This window comes from Anaeromyxobacter oryzisoli (assembly GCF_022690765.1).
Taxonomy (GTDB): Bacteria; Myxococcota; Myxococcia; order Myxococcales; family Anaeromyxobacteraceae; genus Anaeromyxobacter; species Anaeromyxobacter oryzisoli.
The window spans coordinates 87,066-110,295 of the sequence record NZ_JALCZA010000008.1 but is presented as its reverse complement, the minus strand read 5'-3'; the positions used below and the strand labels follow the sequence as shown (position 1 = coordinate 110,295).

The window sequence follows — 23,230 nt, the reverse complement described above, 5'->3', positions numbered from 1 at the left end:
ACCCGCCGCCGGCCGTCAGGTCAAAACCGCGACCGGCCGCGCCGGGCCCTCGGGACGCTACCGACCGCCGTCCGCCTGCGCGGTCCGGACGAGATGGAACAGGGCCTGCTCGTCGAGATCGGACACGAGCGAGTAGACGATCTCGTCCTTGCGCCAGACCGCGACGTTGTAGCCGCCGGCGCTCGCGACCCGCACCACTCCCGGACCGAGCCGCACCTCCCGGCCGGGCGCGTCGAAGCGGCCGTCCGGATCGTCCACGATGAAGAGCCCGGCCTGACCCTGCGGGAGCCGATACCGGATGTACGCCGCCGGCCACTCGCGGAGGTTCGACAGGCGCGCGCCCAGCGGCGCGGCGCCGCCGGCCTCGAGGTGAGGCGGCGCGGGGCGGAAGGGGAGCTTCCCGCTGAACCACGGGACCATCGAGGCGGCGTCCACCTCGAGCGGCAGCGAGCGGTGGTGATGGTCGATGGCGTCGCGGACGAGGAGATCGTCCCCCGTGTGGATCGAGAGGACGACCAGGGCGCCAGCGGCGCACGCGGCCATCGTCGCGACCGGGACCGGGGAGAGCGCGCGTCGCCACAGCGGGCGCCGCTCGCGCGCGAGCGCACGCTCCACGCGCCCTCGCAGCTCGGGGGGAGCGCGGCCGGCCGAGGCGTCGGCGCCCATCGCGTCGCGGAGCTTCGCCTTCAGCGCGGCGCGGAGCCTCGCCTGCGCCTCGACGGCGGCGCGGCAGCGCGGGCACCCCATGAGGTGCGCCTCGGCTTCGGCGATCTCCTCGGGCTCGAACTCACCGTCGAGGTAGGCGTCGAGCGATCGTTCGAGCTCGGCGCAGTCCATCGTCGGGAGGGCGTTCGGCGACATGGCGCGCGTCCGGGGGCCGTCAGGCGGATTTGCCGCGCCTGCGGCGATAGGTCTCGAGGTCGATGCTCTGACCCTCGCCCGGATCCTGGAGGACGCCGGAGACGACCGCGTAGTTCGCGAGCGCCTTCTGGAGCAGCCGCCGGCCGCGGTACAGGCGGCTCATCACGGTGCCGACCGGGATGTCCAGGATCTCGGCGATCTCCTTGTACGAGAACTCCTGCAGATCGGCCAGGATCACGACCATCCGGAAGTCCACCGGCAGCGCGTCCACGGCCTTCAGCACGTCGTCGGAGAGCAGCCGGTCGAAGAAGTACTGCTCCGGGTTGGCTGCGTACTCGGCCGCCTCCCGGGAGACGAACCGCTCGTGCACGGCGTCGCGCTCCGACCCCTCCACGATGTTCCGCTCCTTCACGGAGCGGCGGTACCGGTTGATGAAGGTGTTGGTCAGGATCTTGAACAGCCACGCCTTCATGTTCGTGCCGCGCTCGAACTTGTCGAAGAAGCGGTACGCGCGCAGGAAGGTGTCCTGCACGAGGTCCTCGGCGTCGCGGTCGTTCTTGGTCAGCCGCAGGGCCGCCGAGAAGAGCGGGTCGATGTGCTTGAGCGCGAGATCCTGGAACTCGTCTCGCGTGAGATCGTTCTGGCGCAGGTCGAACATCGTGGAGTTCGTCTTCTCCTGGTTCGGTTCTATTCCAGACGCCGGGAGCCCGCTCCCTCCATCGTCTCGGCCTGGGAAACGGCCCGGCGCTCGCGGAGATTCCCGCCGCCCGGGCTCTCCCCGCGTCGGCCGGGGAGAGGGTGAGCGAGCATGCGGGAAGTACGGAGGAAATCCTAGCACCCAGGACGCCCGCGCCGCCCCCCGCCGATGGGCGACGCGGCGGGCCCCCGGAGGGGCGCGCATCGCGCGCGAAGCGTGGTAAGAACCCGCGCCCGACGCCCTGACGGACCACGGCGGCGCGCCGACCTCGATGGAACTGCCGAGATTGCTCTTCTCCGACGACCGGGGGCAGGTCTACGACCACCCCGGGCTGCTCGCGGCCGCCCGCACGGGCGACGCGCTCGTCGGTCCGCGGGAGCGCCCCATCGCGCTGCCGCCGGGGGGAACCCTCTGCATGCTGCCGGGGCGCCGTCCGGTCGGGATCGACCCGACCACGGGCGCGACCGTGGTGCTCGGCGAGGTGAAGGTCGGCCGGCGCCGGATCGTGCCGCACGCGGTGGGGGCGACCCTGCCGCCGGGCTTCACCCGCACCCTGCTGCCTGGCGCGGCGCGGCCGCCGCTCGCCACGGTGGACGAGGCGCCGGTGCTGCCGCAGTGGGCGTACACCGCGGCCGGGTTCGGCCCGGACGGACCGGTGGTGTGGGCGCTCCGGACGGACCGCCGCGGCCACTGGGATCCGCGGCGCCACTCGACGCCGGACCTGCCGGCCCGCGTCGAGCGGCTCGTCGCCACGGGGAACCCGATCTACCGCCAGCTCGCGCGGTGCGCCCTCGAGTGGCGCTGCTTCACGGCGCAGAACACGTTCTACGGTCGCGACGAGGGGGGGATCCCCTCGTCGGCGTCCTGCAACGCGGCGTGCGTCGGCTGCCTCTCCGAGCAGGCGGAGGGGATGCCGCCGTCCTCGCACGAGCGGATCGCGCGTCCGCCCACCGCCGAGGAGATGGCGGACGTGGCGGTGCGCCACCTCGAGACGGCGACCGGCCACGTGATGGTGAGCTTCGGCCAGGGCTGCGAGGGCGAGCCCCTCACGCGGTGGAAGGAGATCGAGCAGGCGATCCGCCTTGTCCGGCGCCGGACGCGCCGCGGCTCGATCCACGCGAACACGAACGGCTCGCTCCCGGACGCGCTCGCCCGCCTCGCCGACGCGGGCCTCGACTCGGTGCGGATCTCCACGAACAGCGCCTCGCCTGATCTCTATGCCGCCTACTACCGGCCGACGGGGTACGGGCTCGAGGACGTGATCCGCTCGATGCGGGTCGCGCGGAGGAAGGGCGTCTACGTCGCGGTCAACCTGCTCACGTTCCCGGGCGTCACCGACCGGGCGGGGGAGGCCGAGCGGCTCTGCGCGCTGGTGGCGGACACCGGCGTGGAGCAGGTGCAGACGCGACCGCTCGCGATCGACCCGGACGTCTACATGGGGCCGGCGGGGGGGGGGGGCGCGGGGGGGGCCCCTTTGGGGGGGGGGGGGGGGGGGCGGGCGCTGGCGCTCGCGCGCCCGGGGCTCGTGGTGGGGAACTTCTCGCGGGCGAAGGAGGAGCGGCCGGCGCGCCGCCGCGCCCGCGGCGTGGAGGTGAGAGGATGACGGGCGTCGAGGCCGAGCTGCCGCTGCGGAAGGACCTGGCCCGTCACCTGCGGGCCGGACACCCGTGGGTGTTCCGCAAGGCGGTGGAGCGCGCGCCGAACCGGCTCCCCGCGGGCGCGATCGTGGACGTGACGGAGGGCGGCCGGTTCGTCGCCCGCGGGTACTACGATCCGCATTCGGCGATCTCCGTGCGCATCCTCACGCGCGAGCCGGCCGAGGCCGTCGACGACGCCTTCTGGCGCCGCCGCGTCGCCCGGGCGGTGGCGCTCCGCCGGGAGCTCGTGCAGGGCACGAACGGCTGGCGCGTCGTGCACGGCGAGGCGGACGGGCTCCCCGGCGTCGTCGCCGACCGCTACGACCGGTTCGCGGTGCTGAAGCTCTACTCGGCCGGGCTCACCCCCCACCGCGCGGCGATCGTCGAGGCGCTCCGCGCGGAGGTGGAGGGGCTCGCCGGCGTGTACGGGCGCGACGAGCTCGCGCGGGACGACGACGGCGACGAGGGCAGCCCGCAGGGGCGCGTGCTGTGGGGGGCGGAGCCGCCGGAGCGGATCGCGGTGGACGAGCACGGGATGACGATCCTCGTGGACGTCCGGCGCGGCCAGAAGACCGGCCACTTCCTGGACCAGCGCGAGAACCGGCGGATGGTGCGCGAGCTCGCGGCGGGCCGGCCGGAGGCGCTGAACCTGTTCAGCTACACGGGCGGCTTCTCCGTGGCGGCGGCGCTCGGCGGCGCGAAGCACGTCGTGTCCGTGGACGTGGATCGCGACGCGATCGCGCTCGCGCGGGAGAACTTCCGCGCGAACCACCTCGACCCCGCCGATCACGCGTTCGCCACGGAGGACTGCTTCGACCTGCTCGCCCGCTACAGGAAGGAGGGGCGCCGCTTCGACCTGGTGGTGTGCGATCCGCCGGCGTTCGCGAAGTCGCAGAAGGCGGTCGAGGGCGCCATCGCCGGGTACGCGTCGCTGAACCGCGCGGCGCTCGCGGTGGTGGCGCCGGGCGGGCTGCTCGTCACCGCGAGCTGCTCGGCGCGCGTCTCGGCGGAGCAGTTCACGGAGGCGGTGAAGGAGGCGGCCTTCAAGGCGCGCGTCGATCTCGCGCTGGTCCGCGAGACGCGCCAGCCGCCGGATCACCCGGTGTCGCTCCAGTTCCGGGAGGGGCGATACCTCAAGTGCCTGGTCTTGAGGCGGCTGAGCTGAGGCTTCGCGGAGGGCGCAGGCGGGCGCAGCCGTCGGTCGGTACGCGCACCGTGCCCGTGCCCGTCACCGTGACCGTTCCCGTGCCCGCATCCCGCCTCCCGGTTCCCGTGGCCCGTGATCCGACGGCGTCGGACGACGGGGAGCGGGCCACGGGCCACGGGACTCGATTCACGGGTCACGGAGAAGCCGGTGACGGTGACGGGCACGGTCACGGGCGTGCGTGCGGCGCGTGCCCGCGGAGCAACCCGCGCGGTCTCCGTCAAATCGCCTCTCCCGGCCCCGGCGCGTGCTCCTCCCCGCAGCCCTCCATCGTCTGCTCGACCACCTGCTCGAGCTTCCCCGCCCGCGCCGCCTGGAGCAGCAGGTCGAGCTCCTCCCAGCGGGCGGACGGATCCACGCGGAGCAGCGCGCGGTAGGTCCTGAGGACGCTCTCGATGCCCGCGGTCTGGATGACGACCCAGTCCTTCTCCCGCGGGTGCTCCACCTGGTAGGCCGCCATCCCGAACATCGACTGGACCCAGAGCAGGCGGCCGTGGCGCTCCCCCTCGGCGTCCTGCGCGAGGGCGTCGAGCGGGCCGGAGCAGCCCTGCACGTTGATGTCGGGGATCTCCACGATCCACTGGATCAGCCAGCGCCGCGCCGCGTTCGCCTCCTTCGCGAGCGGCTGCTGCTCCAGCCTGCGCGTGGTCTCGACGGCGCGCCGGCGCTCGGCGGGCGTCGAGGGGCCGCGCGCGGCGGCGAGCGCGGGGGCGAGGGCGAGGCCAGCGACGAGGGCGGCGACGGCGAGCGATCGGCGGCTCAGGCGGCTCAAGGGTCGGTCTCCGGAGATGGTTCCTTCGTTTAATCGGGACGGCGGTGCATCACACGGACCCGGCCCGGCCCAGGATCCACCGGACGGCCTCGTCGAGCCAGCATTCTCGGGCGTCCCATCGCGACCCCCGCGGGGCGCCCGCGCGGGGATTCAGGATGCGCGTCCGAGGCGCGCCGCCAGGAGCATCGCGAGCAGGAGGGCGATCCCGATGGCGGCCGCGGCCCAGAGCCGATCCGGGACGCGCGCCGGGGAGAACCGGGTGGAGGGCTCGCCGGGATCGACGAGGACGACCGCCGCGGTCGCGGGGGGCGGGGTCGTGGCCACCCGGTAGGCGGACATGAGGGCCGAGAGCGCCAGCGCGCCGAACCCCAGCGTGAAGAGGACGGCCCGCAGCGGCGGCTCCGCCTCGGGTCCTCGCGGGACGCCCTCGGCGAGGACGAAGCCGGACGCGAGCCCGTTGTTCACCGCGTGCGCCATGATCGCGGTCCAGGTCGAGCCCGAGCGCCACGCGAGCCACCCGAATACCGCGCCGAGGACGGCGACGGCGGGGAAGCGCACCGGGTCGTGGAGGACCCCGAACAGCAAGGCGGAGATCGCGATGGCGACCGCCGGCGATCGCCGGAGCGCGATCGTCCGCTGGAGGTAGCCCCGGAAGGCGGTCTCCTCGCACACCGGCGCGAGGACGCTCGCGACGACCGCGATGGCGATCCGCTCGCCGAGCGGCGCGTCGAACACCCGCGCGACGTCGAAGAGCCGGAGGACGCGGGCGGGGAGGAGGCGCGACCAGAGCGCCATCACGCCGTTGGCCACCAGGAAGGCGGCCACGCCCACGAGGGCCGCGAGGGCGAGCTCCCTGGCGCGCGGCCGGCCGAGGCCGAGGAGCGCCACCGGGCGGAGGTTCGACCCCGCGGCGAAGATCACGGGCGGCAGGAAGAAGACGAACAGCTCGCTCCAGGCGATCCCGCCCGCCCGCGAGAGCGACTGCGCGACGAGCCCCGGCAGGAACAGCAGGACCAGCGTGAGGAAGAACAGGGTGGCGCTCTTGCGCGGCGGCGCCGGCGCGGGGGGCGGGCCGGGCGGCGCCGGGATCGCGGGGGAGGTGGGTTCCAAGCCCGGGCATGATAGCGAACCCTCGCGACCGGGCCACTGCGGCGCGTGCCGCTCGCCTGCGCGGGGCAGACTCCTCGCCTGCGCCCGGGCTTCCGATAAGATGCCCGCATGGACTTCCGGAGCCGGACCGTCGTGGTGTGCGTGGGCGGGGGCATCGCCGCCTACAAGGCGTGCGAGGTGGTTCGCCAGGTGGTGAAGGGGGGCGGGACCGCCCGCGTCGCGATGACCCCGGCGGCGACCCGCTTCGTCGCCCCGCTCACGTTCCAGGCGCTCTCCGGGGCGCCGGTGCTGACCGACGTGCTCGAGCCGCCGGCGGAGCTCTCGTACGGGCACCTCGAGCTCGCGCGCGCCGCCGACCTCGCGATCGTCGCGCCGGCCACCGCCGACCTGCTCGCCCGGATCCGCGCCGGCATGGCCGACGACGCGGTGACGACCACGCTGGTGGCGACGACCTGCCCCGTCCTGCTCGCGCCGGCGATGAACACCCGCATGTGGCGGAACGCGGCGGTGCAGGAGAACCTCGCCGTGCTGAAGGCGCGCGGGATGCACGTGGTCGGCCCCGGGGTCGGCGAGCTCGCCGACGGCGAGGTGGGGGAGGGGCGGATGGCCGATCCCGAGGAGATCGCCGTCGCCGCCGCCCGGATCCTCGGCCGGCGCGACCTCGCCGGGCGCAAGGTGCTCGTCACCGCCGGGCCGACCCGCGAGCCGATCGACCCCGTCCGCTTCGTCTCGAACCCGTCCTCCGGGAAGATGGGCTATGCGATCGCGGCGGTCGCGGCCCGGCGCGGCGCGGAGGTGACGCTCGTCTCCGGGCCGACCGCGCTCCCCGATCCCGCCGACGTGGAGACGGTCCGGGTGGACACCGCCGAGGAGATGGCGCGCGCGGTCGAGTCGTTCGCCGGGGCGATGGACCTCTTCGTGGGCGCGGCGGCGGTCTCGGACTACCGGCCGCGCACCGTCGCGTCGCACAAGATCAAGAAGGCCGAGGGCGAGGAGACCCTCGTGCTCGCCCGCACCCCGGACATCCTCGCCGGCCTAGGCGCCCGGTTCGCCGGGAAGGCCGGGGCGCCGGTGCTGGTGGGCTTCGCGGCCGAGACGGAGGAGGTGATCGCCCGCGCCCGCGAGAAGCTCAAGGGGAAGCGCTGCGATCTCGTGGTCGCGAACAAGGTCGGCGCACCCGGCGCCGGGTTCGGCGGGGACACGAACCGCGTCGCGCTCGTCTCGGCGACGGAGCTCGCCGAGATCGAGGGGCCGAAGGAGAAGGTCGCCGAGGCGATCCTCGACTGGATCGTCCCGGTGCTCGACGGGCGCCGGCCGCGCGATCCTGCCTGATAGCGAGCCCGGTCTACACCACCAGCTTCGCGATCGACGCGGGCAGGACGAGCTTGCCGTGGATCCCGCGCCGGAAGCTCTCGCGGGTCTCGGCGGCGATCTCCGTCGCGTCGCGGAACGGGATCCGGCGGTGCGAGGTCCGGTCCTTGAGCCGCTTGCGGAGGTCGCTCGCGAGCCGGATGTTGCGGCCGCCGGTCGCGTCGGCGCGCGCCGCCTGGCACCGCTCCCCCTCGGCGAGCAGGCCCAGGATGCCGTCGAGGGCGAGCGCGTTCGTCTCGGTGACGAGGTCCGGCTCGAGGATCAGGTGCCGCTCCCGCGCCAGGGCGTAGCGCGACACCTGCCGGAACGGGCTCAGGCGCGCGCTCGCGACGAGGCCGCGGAAGAGCTGCTTCGACACGCCGAACGGGATCACCGACGAGCCCACCAGGGCGCGCGCGAGGAACGCGTCGTGCCCGCGCATCTCGCGGGTCGAGACCTGGCGGGCGAGGCGCGACAGCCCGCGGTCCATCCGCTGGTCGTAGCGCAGCTCCCAGTACGCGTGGCGGGTGTTCGTCTTGTGGAACGACGCGACCGTCTTGAACGGCACGAAGTAGTTGTGCGCGATGGTGTCCGCGGCGAGGTGCGAGAGGAAGCCCAGGGCGAACGCCTGCTCGTCGCCGGGGCGCGCCTGCTTCAGCACGTTGAAGCCCACGCGCCAGTTGTGACAGTGGTACAGGTACCGCGCCATGTTCTTGCCGACGACGATGTCCGCGGCGAGCGAGCCGTAGAGGAACTCGTCCCCGAAGTCCTGGAGCAGCGCGCGGACGGAGGGCTGGACCACCCCGAGGTTCGCGAGCGCCTGGGCCGAGAAGCTCAGGTGCGCGAGGGGACCCCAGGCACGGGCGTCGGAGGGCCAGGCCAGGATGACGGCGGCGGCGACGAAGGGGAGTGCTGCGAGCAGGCGATGCAGCTTCATCGGCGCTCGATTCTAGGGACGCGGGCGCTGCCGCTGCAACGCGAAGTCCCGAAAAGTTCGAGGTGCGCGTGAGCGAGGACGCGAAGGGGACGCGGGAGACGGTCGCCGAGGCGGCGGAGGAGCTGGTGCGTCACCTCGTCTGGCTCGAGGCGGCGGGCGTCCGCGAGGTGCCGCCCGGAAAGCCCAAGTGCCCGCCGGCGCAGCTCGCCGCGCGCGCCGCGAGAGCCCAGGAGGCGGCCGGGGGAGCGGTCGCCGTGCCTCCTCCTGGTCCGTCGATCGCCCGAGCGGAGCGGCAGCCGTCCGGCCCCGTGAGCGCCCCGACGGCGGCGCGCGTGGCGGCCGCGCCCCGGCTGGCCGGGGGCGCGACGCCCGCCCCCGCGGCCCGCCCCTCGGCGGCGAAGGGCTGCGGGAGCGAGGCGCTCGTCGCGGTGCGCCGCGAGATCGGCGAGTGCGCCCGGTGCAAGCTCGCGGGCGGCCGGACGAACCTCGTGTTCGGGGTCGGGAACCCGCGGGCGGAGTTGGTCTTCGTGGGCGAGGGGCCGGGCGAGGACGAGGACCTCTCGGGAGAGCCCTTCGTGGGCAGGGCGGGCCAGCTCCTCACGAAGATGATCGAGGCGATGGGGTACCGCCGCGAGGAGGTCTACATCGCGAACGTCGTGAAGTGCCGCCCGCCGGGGAACCGGAACCCGGAGCCGGACGAGATCGCGGCGTGCGAGCCGTTCCTCCGCGCCCAGCTCGCCGCGATCGGGCCGAAGGTGATCGTCGCGCTCGGGAAGTTCGCCGCCCACACGCTGCTGCGCGAGACGACGCCGATCTCCAAGCTGCGCGGCCGCTGGCGCGAGTACGCCGGCGTGAAGCTCATGCCGACCTTCCACCCCGCCTACCTGCTCCGGAGCCCGGAGGAGAAGCGGAAGGCCTGGGAGGATCTCCAGGCCACGATGCGGGAGCTCGGGAGGCCCGTCCCCGGGAGGTGAGCCGTGATCGCCGCACTCCGCCAGCGCGGGGCGGGCCGGGCGTCGCACGCCGCGGCGGTGGCGCTGCTCCTCGCGGCGCGGGCGGGGGCGGCGGTGGGCGCGCCGGCGCCGCCCCCGACGACCGCACCGCGGGTGATCGCCGCGGAGGTGAAGGGGCCCATCACCTCCGGCACGGCGGAGTACCTCGCCGCCGCGCTCGCGCGCGCCAAGGCCGAGGGCGCGGCCGCGGTCGCGATCACGCTCGACACGCCCGGCGGCGCGCTGGACGCGACGCGCGAGATCGTCCAGGGGATGCTCGCGAGCGACGTCCCGGTGATCGTGTGGGTGGGACCGGCCGGCGCGCGGGCGGGCTCCGCCGGCGTCTTCCTCACCCTGGCCGCCCACGTCGCCGCGATGCACCCGACCTCCAACATCGGGGCGGCGCACCCGGTCACCGGGAGCGGCCGCGACGTGTCCGAGGAGGGCGGGAAGGACCTGGCGCGCAAGGTGGAGAACGACACCGCCGCGTTCGCCCGGAGCATCGCCGCCGCCCGCGGCCGGAACGCCGACTGGGCGGAGAAGGCGGTCCGGGAGAGCGTCTCCGTCACGGCGGACGAGGCGATCCGGCTGCACGTCGTGGACCTCGCCGCGCCCGACCTCGGCGCCGTCCTCGCGGCGGCGGACGGGCGCCGCGTCGTGACCGCCGCCGGTCCCCGGACGCTCGCGCTGCGCGGCGCCGCGGTGGAGCCCTTCGAGCCGACGGTCCGGCAGCGGCTCCTCATGTTCCTCGCCGACCCGAACGTGATGGCGATCCTGATGCTGGTCGGGCTCCTCGGGATCGCCGTCGAGTTCTACCACCCGGGCGCGATCCTCCCGGGCGTCGCGGGCGGCTTCTGCCTGTTCCTGGCCTTCCTCGCCATGCGGGTGATCCCCGTGAACGTGGGCGCGGTCCTGCTCGTGCTGGTGGGCGTCGGCCTCATGGTGACGGAGGCGTACCTCCCGTCGCACGGCGTCGCCGTCGCGGGCGGCGCCGCGCTGGCCGTGCTCGGGACGCTCTTCTTCGTCGACCGGTCCGCGCCCGGCGAGTGGTTCGACCCGTCGGCGCTGCGCCTCTCGCCGTGGGTGGTCTGGCCGACGCCGCTGGCGATCGCCGGGCTGATCGGGTTCATGGCCTGGAAGGTGGCGGGAGGCCGGCGGGTGCGGCTCCAGCTCGGCGCGCCCGCCCTGATCGGGGAGGTCGGCGACGCCCTCTCGGACGTGGGCCCCGGCGGGGGCGAGGTGTTCGTCCACGGTGAGTACTGGCAGGCGCGGAGCGCGGCGCCGATCCCCCGCGGCGCGCGCGTCCGGGTGGTGGCCGTGGAAGGGCTCACGCTCACCGTGGTGGCCGAGGGGCGCGCCGCGGGATAGAACGCTCGAGGGGGCCCCGGCGCGGAGTTGACCCTCCGTTCACCGGTGGCGGCCCTCGGAGGGACAAGCGATCATGCCGAACATCGTCGGCCTCGTCGTCCCCGTCGCGATCGTCGTCCTGTGGTTCCTCTCCGGCATCCGGATCGTGAACGAGTACGAGCAGGGCGTGGTCCTCCGCCTCGGCCGCTTCGCCGGGATCCGGACCGCGGGCCTCAAGTGGATCATCCCGTTCATCGACCGGATGATCATCATCGACATGCGCATCACGGCGGAGCAGGTCCCGCCCCAGGACGTGATCACCCGGGACAACGTCTCGATGAAGGTGAACGCGGTGATCTACTTCCGCGTGATGCAGGCGGATCGCGCGTTCCTGCAGGTCACCGACTTCCTCTTCGCGTCGAGCCAGCTCGCCCAGACCACGCTGCGGTCGGTGCTCGGCCAGGTGGATCTCGACGACCTCCTCTCCCAGCGTGACAAGATCAACCGGCAGCTCCAGGAGATCATCGACCGGCACACCGAGCCGTGGGGCGTGAAGGTCACCGCCGTGGAGGTGAAGCAGGTGGATCTCCCCGACGAGATGCGCCGGGCGATGGCGCGGCAGGCGGAGGCGGAGCGCGAGCGCCGGTCCAAGGTGATCGCGGCGGAGGGCGAGTTCCAGGCGGCGGAGAAGCTCAGCCAGGCCGCCGACGTGATCGCCCGGGCCCCCGGCGCCCTCCAGCTCCGGTACCTCCAGACGCTCGTGGAGATCTCCGCGGAGAAGAACTCGACGATCGTCTTCCCGCTGCCCCTCGACATCGTGAAGCCGTTCATGGAGGCGGCCAGCGCGGTGGGGCGATCGTTACCCAAGTGAGCGCCGCGAGCGGAAGGGCCTCGGGAGGCCTGCGGGGCCTGCACGCCCCGTTGACGCCCGCGCGCGGGGCTCCATATGTTCGGGGTGCCCGACGAGATCCTTCGGGCAGCTCCCCTTTCCGGAAGAGAGGTCGTCATGGCCGGTCGCGAGGTGGTCGTCGTGGGGGCGGCGCGCACGCCCGTCGGTTCGTTCCTCGGCTCGCTCGCCGCGGTGACCGCGCCTCGCCTCGGGGCGATCGCGATCCGCGCGGCCGTCGAGCGCGCCGGCCTCGCCCCCGGCGCGGTGGACGAGGTCGTGATGGGCAACGTGCTCCAGGCCGGCGAGGGTCAGGCGCCGGCCCGCCAGGCGACGATCTTCGCGGGGCTGCCCGAGACCACGCCCGCCTGGACGCTCAACAAGGTGTGCGGCTCCGGCTTGAAGGCGGTGATCGCCGGGGCGCAGGCGATCGCCCTCGGGGACGCGGAGGTGGTGGTCGCCGGCGGGATGGAGTCGATGTCCAACGTCCCGTACTACGACCGGGCCGCCCGCGGCGGCGCGCGGATGGGGAATGTCGAGCTCGTGGACGGGATGATCCACGACGGGCTCTGGGACGTGTACGGCCAGCAGCACATGGGGATGTGCGCGGAGCACTGCGCGACCACCCGGGGCATCTCGCGCGCGGCGCAGGACGAGTACGCGATCGAGTCCACCCGCCGCGCGATCGAGGCGGCGCGCTCCGGCGCCTTCCGGGCGGAGATCGTGCCGGTCGAGGTCGAGGGGAAGCGGGGCGAGAAGACGGTCGTCGCGGAGGACGACGGGCCGCGGAGCGCGCGCCCGGAGAAGATCCCGGCGCTGCGGCCGGTCTTCAAGAAGGACGGGACCGTCACCGCCGCCAACGCCTCGTCGATCAGCGACGGCGCCGCCGCGCTGGTGCTCATGTCCGCCGAGCGCGCCGAGCGCGAGGGCCGGGCGGTGCTCGGGCGGCTCCGCGCCTGGGGCGGGGCGGCGCGCGCGCCGGTGGAGTTCACGATCGCCCCGGCCGACGCGATCCGGGCGACGCTCGCGAAGGCGCGGCTCGAGCCGGCCGACGTGGACCTCTGGGAGATCAACGAGGCGTTCGCGGTGGTGTCCCTCGCGAACGCCGCGCTGCTCGGCCTCGATCCCCGCAAGGTGGACGTGCGGGGCGGGGCCGTGGCGCTCGGCCACCCCATCGGCGCCTCGGGCGCGCGGATCCTCGTGACGCTGCTGTACGCGATGAAGGACCTCGGGAAGCGGCGCGGCGTGGCCTCGCTCTGCATCGGCGGCGGCGAGGCGGTGGCGCTGCTCGTCGAGCGGTGAGCGGTAGCAGGGGAGGGACCATGGACAAGCGGGTCGAGTCGGCCGACGTCGCGGTCGCGGACGTGACGGACGGCGCGACCGTCATGGTGGGCGGGTTCGGCCTGTGCGGGAACCCGGAGAACCTGCTCCGCGCGCTCCACCGGAAGGGCGTGAAGGACCTCACCGTCGTCTCGAACAACTGCGGGACGACCGACCGCGGGCTCGGGGTGCTCCTCCAGGCGCGGCAGATCCGGAAGATGATCGCGTCCTACGTCGGCGAGAACAAGGAGTTCGAGCGCCAGTACCTCGCCGGCGAGATCGAGGTCGAGCTCGTGCCGCAGGGCACCCTCGCCGAGCGGATCCGCGCCGGCGGCGCCGGGATCGGCGGGTTCTACACCGCGACCGGCGTCGGGACGCAGGTGGCGGAGGGGAAGGAGACGCGGGTGCTCGCGGGGCGCGAGTACCTCCTCGAGCTGCCGCTCCGGGCGGACTTCGCCCTGGTGCGGGCCTGGCGGGCCGACACCTGGGGGAACCTCGTGTACCGGGAGACGACCCGGAACTTCCAGCCCATGATGGCCGCCGCGGCGGCGGTGACGATCGCCGAGGCGGAGCAGATCGTGGAGCCGGGCGAGCTCGATCCGGACCGGGTGCACACGCCGGGCATCTACGTGAAGCGGGTGGTGAAGGGGGAGCGGTACGAGCGGTGGATCGAGCGGCGCACGGTGCGGCCGCGGCCGGCTTCGGCGCCCGATGCGGAGCTTCGTTCGGAAGACGGTGCTCGGGGTGGGGCCCCGACGAGCTTCGATCGGGGAGGGGGCCCACCGTAAGGTGGGGAGGGGCGGAGCCCCTCCCCGCGGGACGGCGCGCGAGGCGCAGCCGAAGCGCGCCAGGGCCCCGCGAAGCAGGGGTGGGGCCCCGACGAGCTTTGCTCGGCGGGGCGGGGGCGCAGCCCCCGAGGAGACGACCATGCCGCTCACCCGCGACCAGATCGCCGCGCGCGTCGCCCGGGAGCTGCGCGACGGCTTCTACGTGAACCTCGGGATCGGGATCCCGACGCTCGTGTCGAACCACGTGCCTCCGGGCGTCGAGGTGGTGCTCCAGTCCGAGAACGGCATCCTCGGCGTCGGGCCGTATCCGTACGAGGGCGAGGAGGATCCGGACCTGATCAACGCCGGGAAGGAGACCGTCACCGTCGTGAAGGGCGCGGCGTTCTTCTCCTCGGCGGAGTCCTTCGCCATGATCCGCGGCGGCCACGTCGATCTCGCGATCCTCGGCGCGCTCGAGGTGTCGGAGCGCGGCGACCTCGCCAACTGGGTCGTGCCGGGGAAGATGGTGAAGGGGATGGGCGGCGGGATGGACCTCGTGGCCGGCGCGAAGCGGGTGGTGGTGACGATGGAGCACGCCACGAAGGACGGGAAGCCGAAGCTCCTGCGGCGGTGTACGCTGCCGCTCACCGGGCTCCGCTGCGTCTCGGCGATCTGCACCGACCGCGCCTGGATCGACGTCTCGAAGGACGGCCTCGTGCTCCGGGAGCTGGCGCCGGGGGAGACGGTCGAGTCGGTCCAGGCCCTCACCGAGCCCCGGCTGCTCGTGGGGCCCGACCTGACGACCCTGTCGTCCTGACGCACGAGCGCGGTCCTGCGCCGCGGGCGCCGGACCGGGAGGCACGCGTGACCGGACCGCTGTTCACCCTCTCCACCGACTTCGGGGCCGGCTCCGGGTACCCGGCGCAGATGAAGGCGGTGCTCCTCGCGGCGCACCCCGACGCGCGGATCGTGGACGTCACCCACGACATCCCGGCCTTCGACGTGCTCTCCGGGGCGCTCCTCCTCGAGGCCTGCCTGCCCTGGTTTCCGCGCGAGGCGATCCACGTCGCGGTGGTGGACCCCGGCGTCGGGACGCCGCGGCGGGCCCTCTGCGTCGTGGACGGCGAGGGGCGCCGCTTCCTCGCGCCGGACAACGGTCTCCTCACGCCGTTCCTCGCCCGCGGCGCGCGGGCGCACGCCGTCGTCGAGGGGGGCGTGCTCGCCACGCCGCGGAGCGCCACCTTCCACGGGCGCGATCTCTTCTGCCCCGCGGCCGCCTACCTCGCCCGCGGCGGGACCCCGGCCGCGCTCGGACCGGCGGTGGCGGAGCCGGTCAGGCTCGAGTGGCCGACCGCGGAGGTCGCGGGGGACGAGGTGCGCGGCACCACCCTGGCCCGGGATCCCTTCGGGAACCTCGTGACGTCGATCCGCGCGGCCGATCTCGCCTCCGCCGCCGTGCGCGCCGCGAGCGCCGGCGGCGAGGCCGCGCGCTGGGTCCGGACGTTCGGGGAGGCGCGTCCCGGCGAGCTGCTCGCGCTCGTCGGGAGCGGCGGCCGCGTCGAGATCGCGGTGCGCGAGGGGAGCGCGGCGGAGCGGCTCCGCGCCGTGCGCGGCGTGCCGGTCCGGCTCGTCCTTGGCCCCGCCGGGGGCGCCTGCTAGAGTTTCGGCGGATGGCGCAGACCGATCACAAGCCGCGAGCCCCGCGCCTCCACCACGAGATCCCGGTCGCCTACCGGACGGTGGGGAGCTTCCTCTCCGACTGGGCCACGAACATCAGCCGCGGCGGGCTCTTCATCAACACCCGGTCGCCGCTCCCGGTGGGCACCGCGGTGACGATCCTGATCCAGCTCCCCGGCGCGTCGTTCCCGTGCCGGCTCGAGGGGCGGGTCGCCCGCGTCACCCCGCTCGACGACCACGCGAGCGAGGTGCCGGGGATGGGGATCGAGTTCACCGGACTCGACGAGTCGCAGCAGCGCGAGCTCGACCAGTTCGTCGAGCGGCTCCGGAGCGAGCTCGACGAGGCGTAGGCCTCGCTCGCGCGCCGGCCGGCGATCCGCGCTAGAACCACCCCGTGCGCCTCCCGATCCTCGTCGAAGACCTCGCCCCCGGCGGCGAGGGAGTGGGCCACCACGGCGCCCGGGCGGTGTTCGTGCCGTTCACCGCGCCGGGGGATCGCGTCCTGGCGGAGGTGCCCCCGGGCGAGGGGGCGGCGCACGGGACGCTCGTCGCGGTGGAGGGAGCAGGCGCGGACCGGACGGCGCCCCCGTGCCGGCACTTCGGCCCGCGGACCGGGCCCGACACGGAGTGCGGCGGGTGCGAGTGGCTGCACGTCGCCTACGCGCGCCAGCTCGAGACCAAGGCGCGGACGCTCCACGAGGCGCTGCGCCGGATCGGGCGGCTCGCGCCTGGGAGCTACGGCGCGCGCCCCATCGCGCCGTCGCCGGCGCCCCTCCGCTACCGCGCGCGCGCCAAGTTCCACCTCGATCGCGCGAGCGCCCGCCTCGTCTTCTTCCGCCGGCGCTCGCACGAGCCGATCCGCCTCGCGGAGTGCCACCTGCTCGTGCCCGGGCTCGACCGGCTGCGCGAGGCGGTCGGGCCGGCGCTCGTCGCGGCGCGGCTCGCCGCGCGCGAGATCGCCCTCGAGTGGTCGGAGCACGCGCAGGCCGGTGCCGCCTGGCTCCTCCTCCCGGAGGTCACCCCCGCGGCGCGCGCCCGCGCGGCGGACCTGCTCGCGGCGGTGCCGGCGCTGGCGGGCGTGGTGCTCCAGGCGGAGGGCGGGGCGGCCCAGGTGGTCGGGGAGCCGGTGCTCCGGCACGCGCGCGTGCCGGGCAGCCCGGAGGCGGGGCTCCAGCGCTCGCGCCCGGACGTGTTCCAGCAGGCGAACCGCGGGGCGAACGCGCTCCTCGTCCAGACGGCGCTCGGGCTGCTCGCGCCGGAGGGGCTCGACGTCCTCGAGCTGCACTGCGGCGCCGGGAACTTCACCGGCCCGCTCGCGTCGCGGGCGCGCTCGGTCTGGGCGGTCGAGGTCCAGGGCCCGGCCCTCGACCTCGCCCGCGCCGATCTCGGGGGCGGGAACGTCCGGTTCTTCGCGGGCGACGCGCTGAAGCTCGCGCTCGCGTTCGGCCGCGAGCCGGGCGGTCCGGGCCGGTTCGGCGCCGCGCTGCTCGATCCGCCGCGGGAGGGCGCGCGGGGGATCGGCCCGGCGCTGCGCGATCTCGCGGTGCCCCGGGTCGTCTACGTGTCGTGCGACCCCGCCACCTTCGCGCGCGACCTGCGGGCCTGCGTGGAGGCCGGCTACCGCGTCGAGACCGTCGTCCCGGTGGACATGTTCCCGCAGACGCACCACGTCGAGGGCGTGGCGCTGCTGGTGCGGTGAGCGGCGGGATACGGGCGCTGACGGCACCGGGGCTCGGACCGAGCCCGAGCCCGCCACGCGTGCCGTCCCCCTGCCCCGGAGAGGTGGCCCGGGCACGCGGAACGCCGTGCGGCGGCCACGTGCCCGGTGAGACGGTATACTTGCGAGAGGACACGGACGGGCGAACGGTGGCCGTGATGCGGACGCACGGGGAGATCGACGCTCGGAGCCTCGCGCTCCATCGGCTCGTGGCCGAGAAGGTGCGCCACGAGCCCGCGCTGTTCGCGAAGGCCCAAGCCACGCTCGCGCGCTGGCTCGGCGAGTGTACGCCTCGGGAGCGTCGGTACCTGGAGGAGTGGCAGCGCGCGTTCCAGCAGGGGATGCAGACAGCCCTCGCGCTCGCGGAGGAGGATTCGGAGCGGGGGCGTACGCTGCGGCAGTCGTCTCCCTTCGCGGGGGTGATCGCGCCGCGGGAGCGGTTCGCGTTCCTGAGGGCCTGGAGAGACGCCCATGAAGCGCCAGGAGCTTGAGCACATCATCCGGGCGGCGGCCGCGGTGACCGGACACCGCGAGATCGTGGTCGTCGGCAGCTCTTCGCTCCTGGGCGCGGTGCCGGACCCGCCCGACGCGCTGAGGGAGTCGCTGGACGCGGACGTCTACCCGCTGCGCGCGCCCGAACTCGCCCAGGACATCGACGGAGCGCTCGGCGAGCTCTCGATGTTCCAGGAGCGGTTCCGGTACTACGCGCACGGCGTCGGGCCCGAGACCGCGACCTTGCCGGTCGGATGGGAAGGGCGGCTGGTGAAGGTGCAGGGCGGCGCGCGCGGGGCGGAGGCGTGACGGTTGCGCCGCACCGTTGCCGCGCGCTGCGCTAGGCTGGTGAGAGTGAAGCGTGTGTGGCACGTCGTCGCCGCCGCCCTGTTCAGCGTGGTCGCGTCCGGCTGCGGCCCGAGCGACCTCATCAGTCTCGGTCGCGAGCCCACCCTCGGCCAGTTCGCTTCGTACCTGCTGCTGCTCCCGATCTTTTTCGTCGCCAGGATCTTCCTCGAGGATCTCATCGGCGAGGCGGTCGGCATGCTCCTCGGCCGGCTCCTTCCTCCGTGGATCAAGACGCGGCGCGCGCTCTGGACCGGCGTGGCCGTGATGTGTCTCCTCACGCTCGCCGCCGTCGCCTACTGGAACCGCGCCGGTCGCGCCTGACCGCACCGCCACCTTGCAGAAAGGGGAGTGCCTCCGGGGCCTCGCCATCCCCGCGTGATCCCATGGCTCGCCGTGCCTTGCATCAATGCGACCGCGCGATTCGGGCTCGGCGGGCGCAGTGTCGCACCATCGTTTGACTATTGGAGTGGTACCGTGCGGACATGAGGACCTTCCTCGCCATCCTGCCCGCCGCGGCAGTGGTTCTCGCTTGCGGAGCCGGCGACTCGCCAACCTCGCCCCACGTCGATCTTCCCGGGACGGCCCCAACCTCGCCCCACGTCGACCTTCCCGGGACGGCCGCCCCGGTGACGGAGATCAGGACCAGCGGGGCGCCTCCCCCGGCCCCCGCTCGTGCCAGCTACTCCGATTTCACGGAGCCTGCGAGGCTGGTCATCCGCTCGCAGGAGGAGTGGGCCAGCGCCTGGGCGCTGATTCAAGGCAGCGCGGCCGCGTCGCCGCTGCCTCCGGTGGATTTCGGCGCGGACATGGTCGTCGTCGCCGCGACCGGCACGCGCCGCTCCGGTGGCTACGACATCATCATCCCTGACGCCGCGCTCGATGCGGGGACGCTCCGAGTCGGCGTCGTCGAGACGACTCCGGGAAGCAGCTGTGCCGTCGAGACCGTCCTCACCAGCCCCGTGGCGGCGGCGAGAGTCCCGCGCCATGACGGCCCGGTCGAGTTCGTGGACGAGACGGTCGCCGTCGCGTGCCAGTGATCCGCTCGGGTGCGCGGCGCACCACGTCGAGGGCGTGGCGCTTCTGATACGGTGAGGGCCACCCACGGGCGCACCGTGATCGGTGACGCCCCGGTGACACGTCGGGCGCACGCTCCAGGCGGTCCTCCGCATGCACCCCACGCTCCCGATCTTCCGCTTCCCCGCCCGCACCCTCCCCGGGCTGCTCGTCCACACCGCCCGCCGGATCCCGGGGACGGTGTTCATCCGGTTCATCGATCCCGCCGATCCGGGCGGGACCCCTCGGGAGATCACCTTCGCGGCGCTTCACGCGAGCGTCGCCCGCGCGGCCGCGTACCTGCGTGGCGTCGGGGTCGGCCCGGGCGACCGGGTCCTCCTCCTCGCCGAGAACGCGCCGGAGTGGCAGACGTTCTCGCTCGCCGCGCAGGCGCTCCGGGCGGAGCCGGCGGCGCTGTTCTCGAGCCTCTCCGCCGCGGCGGTGCAGGACATCGCGCGCCGCGTCCGCCCGCGCGTCGCGTTCGTCTCCGCGCCGCAGTGGGCGAAGCTCGCGCCGATCGCCCCGGAGCTCGCCGCCGGCGGCCTCGTGGCGGTCGTCTCGGCCTCGGCGATCGGCGCGCTCCCGCCCGGCGTGGCGTGGGCCGACGCGGCCGCGGTCACCGCCGACGGCGCGCCCGCGGAGGACCTGGACGCGCTCGCGGCGGCCGTGGGCGAGGAGGATCCGTTCCTCCTCCTCTTCACGAGCGGCACCACCGGCCGGCCGAAGGGCGTGCGCCTCCCGCAGCGCGCCATCGTCCATGCCATCGAGGGCGGCGCCATCGCCACCGGCACGGTCGAGGCGGATCTCGGCGTGCACTTCCTGCCGTTCGGTCACGTCGCCGGCCACGACCAGTTCGCGATCGCGCTGGCGCAGGGGCACGGCCTCGTGATGGTCGCCCGCCGCGAGGACATCGAGCGCAGCCTCGCGCTCCACCCGACCTACCTGTTCTCGGTGCCGCTCGTCTACGAGCGGATCCGGGGCGGGGTGGAGGAGAAGCTCGCGGGGCTCCCCGCGCCGGCGCGCGCGCTCGCGCGGGCGGCGCTCGCCGCGGCGCAGCGCGTGCGCGTGGACGGCTCCCGCGCGCTCCGCGATCGCGTCCTGACCCGCGTCGCCGACGTGCTCGTCGGGCGCGCGGTGCGGGCGCGGCTCGGCGGCCGGATCCGCGGGCTCTTCTCCGGCGGCGCGCCGGCCACGGTGGCGACCTTCCGGTTCTTCGAGGCGCTCGGGATCCCCTTCGTCGAGCTCTACGGGATGAGCGAGACGGCGGGCCTCGTCTCGTCGAACCTCTTCGGCGGGCTGCGCCGCGCCGGCGCCGCCGGCCTCGTCTCCCCGGATCACGAGGTCCGCATCGCCGAGGACGGGGAGCTGCTCGTCCGGGGCCCGCTGCTCCTGTCCGGGTACCTGGAGCCCGAGGACGCGGCCGGCGCCTACGACCCGGACGGCTTCTTCCGGACCGGGGACGTGGCGCGGTTCGACGAGGAGGGGCTCCTGCGGATCGCGGGGCGCAAGAAGCACCTGCTGGTCCTCTCGACCGGGAAGAAGCTCTCGCCCGAGCCCATCGAGCAGGCGATCGTGTCCGCCGCGCCGTTCCAGGGCGCGGTGCTCGTGGGAGAGGGGCGGCCGTTCGTCTCGGCGGCCGTCTTCGTCGCGCGCGAGGAGCTCGCGCGGCTCGCGGCGGCGGGCCAGGACGCCGCCGAGGAGCTCCTGCCGCGCGTCCGCGCGGCCCTCGCGGCGTTCAGCGAGTTCGAGAAGCCGAAGCGGCTGCTCGTCATCCCCGGCGCGCCGCAGGACCACCCGGACCTCGTGACGCCCACGCTCAAGCTGCGGCGCGAGGCCGTGCTCGACCGGTTCGGGGCGGGCGTCGCGCGGCTGTACGGCGCGGCCTGATGGCGCCACCCGCTTGCGTTGAGCGTCGCGAGGCACACGATGCCGTCGCCGAGCGGGGGCACACGACGACCGAGCAGCGCAGGCGTGCCTGGAAGGCACGTCGAGCAGCGCAGGGAGGAGTCTGCCCCGCGCAGGCAGGCAGCGTGCGCCGCAGCAGCTCAATGCGAGTAGGTGTCGCCATGAATCAGGGCGAGCGGAGCAGGGCCGCGCCGGCCGCCGCGCTCGCGCCGCGCGCGGCCTCCGCCTCGATCGCGGCGAGCCGCTCGACGAGCGCCGGGTGGCTGTAGTGCCACGCGCTGTACCAGGGGTGCGGGTGCAGGTTGGAGAGGTTCTCGCCGTTGAGCCGGACGAGCGCGCTCGCGAAGGCCGCCGGCGCGCGCGCGAGCCGGACCGCGTAGCGATCGGCCTGGTACTCGTGACGGCGGGAGAGCCGCGCGGCGAGCGGCGCGAGCCAGAAGACGAACGGCCCGGCGCAGAGCGAGAGCAGCGCCACCGCGGCGTGGAGCGAGGGGCCGTCGAAGCCGAAGGCGGCGTAGAGCGGCGCCCAGGGCACGACGCGGGAGAGCGCGTACAGGACGAGCAGCGTCCCGGCGAGCGAGAGCGCGAGCCGGCGGTGGACGTGGTGCGCGCGGTAGTGGCCGATCTCGTGGGCGAGGACGCTCGCCGCCTCGTCCACGCTCATGCTCGCGACCAGCGTGTCGAACAGCACGATGCGCGGGCGGAAGATCCCGGCGAAGTAGGCGTTCGAGTGGCCGGACCGGCGCGAGGCGTCCATCACGAACAGCCCGCGGTTCCGGAACCCGGCGTCGCGCGCCAGCGCCTCGAGGCGGGCGCGCAGCGCGCCCTCGGGGAGCGGCTGGAACCGGTTGAACAGCGGCGCGATGAGCACCGGGTACGCCCAGAGCAGGAGCACCTGCACGATGGTGAGGAACCCGAACAGCCAGAGCCACCAGAGCGCGCCCGTCGAGCGCATGAAGGCGTGGATCGCGTAGAGCAGCGGCACCCCGATCGCCGCCTGGAGGGCGAGCGCCTTCACGCGGTCGAGCGCCCAGAGCCGGGGCGTGGTCCGGTTGAAGCCGAAGCGCGCCTCGAGCACGAAGGTGTGCCAGAGCGAGAAGGGGAGGGAGAGCACCGCGGACCCGAGGGCGAGCGCCGCGAGGTACGCCACGAAGAGGTTCGCGCCGGAGAGCCCGCGCGCCCCGAGCGCGCGGTCGAGGGCGGGGAGCAGGCCGGAGAAGAGGACGGCGAGGGTCACCGCCGCCGAGAAGGTCCCCTCCAGCAGCCCGAAGCGGCCGCTGGCGAGGGTGTAGGCGCGGCTCCGCTCGGCCGTCTCCTCGGAGACGCGGCCGCTCAGGGGCGCGGGGACGCCGCGGGAGCGGGCGGCGTGGCGCAGGTTGAGGACGAGGAGCGCCGTCTCGACGGCGAACTGCACCGTGAAGAAGGCGAGGAAGAGCGGGACCACCGGAGGCGTCATGGACCGGGGTCATACCCCGGCGCCGGGGCGGACGCAGCCGCGGCGGGTGTTCCTCCTGTCGCCCGCCCGCGCGGGCGGGGAGCGGATGGCGCTCGTGCTCTCGCCCGGCGCGCGGTTCGCGCTGGCGCGGGCCGTCCAGGGCGAGGGCGGCGCCCCCCTCGCCGACGTGTTCCTCTTCGCGAGCGGGCTCTACTTCCGGGGGAAGCTCGCGTACGCGCTCGCCTTCGCCACGCCGCCGCCCGGCGTGCCGGGGGCGCTCGTCATCGCCCCCGGCGCCGGGCTCGTCCCGGTGCACGCCCGCGTCCGCGCCGCGGACCTGCGCGCGCTCGCCGAGGTGCGCGTCCACGCCAGGGAGCCGCGCTTCCGGGAGCCGCTCGAGCGCGACGCCCGCGCCCTCGCCGAGGCGCTCGGGCCGGGCGGCGAGGTGGTCCTGCTCGGGAGCGTCGCGAGCCCGAAGTACGTCGAGCCGCTGCTCGGGGTCCTCGGCGCGCGGCTGCTCTTCCCGCTCGCGTTCGTGGGCCGGGGGGACATGAGCCGGGGCGGGCTGCTCCTCCGTGCGGTCCGCGCCGGGACCGAGCTCGCCTACGGCCCCGTCGCCGGCGCCGTCCTCCACGGCCCACGGCCGCCGCGCCTCGAGCCGCTGCGGCGAGCTCCCGCTCCTCGCCCCCAACCCCGGCGTTGACTCCTCCCCCCGCCTTCCTT

The 23,230-nt window shown here is 74.7% G+C and carries 24 protein-coding genes; 18 read left to right on the top strand and 6 right to left on the bottom strand.

Annotation, left to right across the window (positions count from 1 at the left end; translation table 11 throughout):
- Nucleotides 1-57 precede the first annotated feature (57 nt).
- The gene (locus MNZ27_RS04765; protein WP_242392890.1) at nt 58-861 is read right to left on the bottom strand and encodes an anti-sigma factor family protein; all 804 of its coding nucleotides are present in this window, start codon (nt 859-861) and stop codon (nt 58-60) included.
- A gap of 19 nt (nt 862-880) precedes the next feature.
- Nucleotides 881-1,519, bottom strand: coding sequence for a sigma-70 family RNA polymerase sigma factor (locus MNZ27_RS04760; RefSeq protein ID WP_242392889.1), 639 nt, complete (start codon nt 1,517-1,519; stop codon nt 881-883).
- 316 nt (nt 1,520-1,835) lie between these two features.
- On the opposite strand from MNZ27_RS04760, the gene MNZ27_RS04755 reads away from it, so the two are divergent.
- Together MNZ27_RS04755 and MNZ27_RS04750 are read left to right on the top strand one after the other, a co-directional pair.
- On the top strand, nt 1,836-3,161 hold the full coding sequence (locus tag MNZ27_RS04755) for a radical SAM protein (protein WP_242392901.1): 1,326 nt from the start codon (nt 1,836-1,838) through the stop codon (nt 3,159-3,161).
- Nucleotides 3,158-4,360, top strand: coding sequence for a class I SAM-dependent rRNA methyltransferase (locus tag MNZ27_RS04750; protein WP_242392888.1), 1,203 nt, complete (start codon nt 3,158-3,160; stop codon nt 4,358-4,360). The genes MNZ27_RS04755 and MNZ27_RS04750 overlap by 4 nt, the downstream gene beginning before the upstream one ends.
- A gap of 259 nt (nt 4,361-4,619) precedes the next feature.
- On the opposite strand, the gene MNZ27_RS04745 is transcribed toward MNZ27_RS04750, so the two are convergent.
- Nucleotides 4,620-5,171 carry a hypothetical protein gene (locus MNZ27_RS04745; protein ID WP_242392887.1) on the bottom strand — a complete coding sequence of 184 codons (552 nt, stop codon included), beginning with the start codon at nt 5,169-5,171 and terminating at the stop codon, nt 4,620-4,622.
- 150 nt (nt 5,172-5,321) lie between these two features.
- Nucleotides 5,322-6,281, bottom strand: coding sequence for a CPBP family intramembrane glutamic endopeptidase (locus tag MNZ27_RS04740; RefSeq protein ID WP_242392886.1), 960 nt, complete (start codon nt 6,279-6,281; stop codon nt 5,322-5,324).
- Nucleotides 6,282-6,389: 108 nt separating this feature from the next.
- Here MNZ27_RS04740 and coaBC point away from each other — a divergent pair, with 108 nt between their 5' ends.
- Entirely contained in the window at nt 6,390-7,613 is a 1,224-nt protein-coding gene (gene coaBC / locus MNZ27_RS04735) for a bifunctional phosphopantothenoylcysteine decarboxylase/phosphopantothenate--cysteine ligase CoaBC (RefSeq protein ID WP_242392885.1), read from the top strand.
- Nucleotides 7,614-7,626: 13 nt separating this feature from the next.
- Here the strand turns inward: coaBC and MNZ27_RS04730 are convergent, their stop codons facing one another.
- Nucleotides 7,627-8,568, bottom strand: coding sequence for a zinc dependent phospholipase C family protein (locus MNZ27_RS04730; protein ID WP_242392884.1), 942 nt, complete (start codon nt 8,566-8,568; stop codon nt 7,627-7,629).
- A gap of 68 nt (nt 8,569-8,636) precedes the next feature.
- Between MNZ27_RS04730 and MNZ27_RS04725 the strand changes: the two genes are divergently transcribed.
- The 14 genes from MNZ27_RS04725 (at nt 8,637) to MNZ27_RS04660 (ending at nt 21,054) form a co-directional block, all read left to right on the top strand.
- Nucleotides 8,637-9,542, top strand: coding sequence for a uracil-DNA glycosylase (locus tag MNZ27_RS04725; protein ID WP_242392883.1), 906 nt, complete (start codon nt 8,637-8,639; stop codon nt 9,540-9,542).
- A gap of 3 nt (nt 9,543-9,545) precedes the next feature.
- Complete coding sequence (locus MNZ27_RS04720; RefSeq protein ID WP_242392882.1) at nt 9,546-10,928, top strand: NfeD family protein; 1,383 nt, start codon at nt 9,546-9,548, stop codon at nt 10,926-10,928.
- A gap of 73 nt (nt 10,929-11,001) precedes the next feature.
- Nucleotides 11,002-11,778 carry a slipin family protein gene (locus MNZ27_RS04715; protein ID WP_242392881.1) on the top strand — a complete coding sequence of 259 codons (777 nt, stop codon included), beginning with the start codon at nt 11,002-11,004 and terminating at the stop codon, nt 11,776-11,778.
- Between the two features lie 135 nt (nt 11,779-11,913).
- Nucleotides 11,914-13,095: an acetyl-CoA C-acetyltransferase gene (locus tag MNZ27_RS04710; RefSeq protein ID WP_242392880.1), complete on the top strand. Its 1,182-nt coding sequence runs from the start codon at nt 11,914-11,916 to the stop codon at nt 13,093-13,095.
- 20 nt (nt 13,096-13,115) lie between these two features.
- On the top strand, nt 13,116-13,901 hold the full coding sequence (locus tag MNZ27_RS04705; protein ID WP_242392879.1) for a CoA transferase subunit A: 786 nt from the start codon (nt 13,116-13,118) through the stop codon (nt 13,899-13,901).
- A 139-nt stretch (nt 13,902-14,040) separates the two neighbouring features.
- Nucleotides 14,041-14,697: a 3-oxoacid CoA-transferase subunit B gene (locus MNZ27_RS04700; protein ID WP_242392878.1), complete on the top strand. Its 657-nt coding sequence runs from the start codon at nt 14,041-14,043 to the stop codon at nt 14,695-14,697.
- A 47-nt stretch (nt 14,698-14,744) separates the two neighbouring features.
- Nucleotides 14,745-15,539, top strand: coding sequence for an SAM hydrolase/SAM-dependent halogenase family protein (locus MNZ27_RS04695; protein ID WP_242392877.1), 795 nt, complete (start codon nt 14,745-14,747; stop codon nt 15,537-15,539).
- A gap of 11 nt (nt 15,540-15,550) precedes the next feature.
- Nucleotides 15,551-15,907, top strand: a complete 357-nt coding sequence (locus MNZ27_RS04690; protein ID WP_242392876.1) for a TIGR02266 family protein — start codon at nt 15,551-15,553, stop codon at nt 15,905-15,907.
- 44 nt (nt 15,908-15,951) lie between these two features.
- The gene (locus MNZ27_RS23905; protein ID WP_242392875.1) at nt 15,952-17,256 is read left to right on the top strand and encodes a class I SAM-dependent RNA methyltransferase; all 1,305 of its coding nucleotides are present in this window, start codon (nt 15,952-15,954) and stop codon (nt 17,254-17,256) included.
- Between the two features lie 176 nt (nt 17,257-17,432).
- Entirely contained in the window at nt 17,433-17,765 is a 333-nt protein-coding gene (locus MNZ27_RS04680; RefSeq protein WP_242392874.1) for a hypothetical protein, read from the top strand.
- Entirely contained in the window at nt 17,746-18,075 is a 330-nt protein-coding gene (locus tag MNZ27_RS04675) for a DUF6036 family nucleotidyltransferase (RefSeq protein WP_242392873.1), read from the top strand. The genes MNZ27_RS04680 and MNZ27_RS04675 overlap by 20 nt, the downstream gene beginning before the upstream one ends.
- Nucleotides 18,076-18,120: 45 nt before the next feature.
- On the top strand, nt 18,121-18,435 hold the full coding sequence (locus MNZ27_RS04670) for a hypothetical protein (RefSeq protein ID WP_242392872.1): 315 nt from the start codon (nt 18,121-18,123) through the stop codon (nt 18,433-18,435).
- Between the two features lie 161 nt (nt 18,436-18,596).
- Nucleotides 18,597-19,151 (top strand): protease complex subunit PrcB family protein, encoded by a 555-nt coding sequence (locus tag MNZ27_RS04665; protein ID WP_242392871.1) that lies wholly within the window; start codon nt 18,597-18,599, stop codon nt 19,149-19,151.
- A gap of 130 nt (nt 19,152-19,281) precedes the next feature.
- Entirely contained in the window at nt 19,282-21,054 is a 1,773-nt protein-coding gene (locus MNZ27_RS04660; RefSeq protein WP_242392870.1) for an AMP-dependent synthetase/ligase, read from the top strand.
- A 184-nt stretch (nt 21,055-21,238) separates the two neighbouring features.
- On the opposite strand, the gene MNZ27_RS04655 is transcribed toward MNZ27_RS04660, so the two are convergent.
- Nucleotides 21,239-22,528 carry a M48 family metallopeptidase gene (locus tag MNZ27_RS04655; RefSeq protein WP_242392869.1) on the bottom strand — a complete coding sequence of 430 codons (1,290 nt, stop codon included), beginning with the start codon at nt 22,526-22,528 and terminating at the stop codon, nt 21,239-21,241.
- On the opposite strand from MNZ27_RS04655, the gene MNZ27_RS04650 reads away from it, so the two are divergent.
- The gene (locus MNZ27_RS04650) at nt 22,527-23,210 is read left to right on the top strand and encodes a hypothetical protein (protein ID WP_242392868.1); all 684 of its coding nucleotides are present in this window, start codon (nt 22,527-22,529) and stop codon (nt 23,208-23,210) included. The two genes, MNZ27_RS04655 and MNZ27_RS04650, sit on opposite strands and share 2 nt — an antisense overlap.
- Nucleotides 23,211-23,230 lie beyond the last annotated feature (20 nt).